Annotated in this window: 2 pseudogenes; both read right to left on the reverse strand. The window is 71.2% G+C overall.

Annotated features, from left to right (window positions below):
- Positions 1-262, reverse strand: a pseudogene (locus G3I78_RS49075) (two-component sensor histidine kinase); the annotation flags it as partial.
- Positions 263-349: 87 nt separating this feature from the next.
- Positions 350-423 (reverse strand): annotated as a pseudogene (locus tag G3I78_RS52655) (DNA-binding response regulator); the annotation flags it as partial.

The following is a 423-nucleotide window of genomic DNA, read 5'->3' on the forward strand; positions in this document are numbered from 1 at the left end:
CGACGTACTCCCCGCTGCTCGCGGACGTCAGCATCACCACGAAGAAGGCGATGAACCCGATCACCGCATGCGGCAGATAGGCCAGGTACGGCCGTATCCGCGCCGGGAGCCGCCGCGTCACCGGCCCGTCGGTGCGCATCGGCGCCAGCGGCCGGTAGGCGAAGGCGTCCGTGATCAGATCCTGGCGCAGGCTCCGGAACAGGCCGGAGGCCATCCGGAACTCGGGTGCCCGGGGATTCGCCCGGGAGGTCGTCTCGCTCATACCCACACCGTAGGTCGGCCGCCCCCTCGTCCGCGTCGCCGCTGAAGGGGATATCCCGGCCTCCCTCTCAGGTACTACCCGGGCCGCTCAGTAGCCCGCCGGACGGACCAGACCCGTCTCGTACGCGAACACCGCGGCCTGGGTCCGGTCCCGCAGGCCCA

The organism is Streptomyces sp. SID13726 (genome assembly GCF_010548375.1).
In the GTDB taxonomy this organism is placed as follows: Bacteria; Actinomycetota; Actinomycetes; order Streptomycetales; family Streptomycetaceae; genus Streptomyces.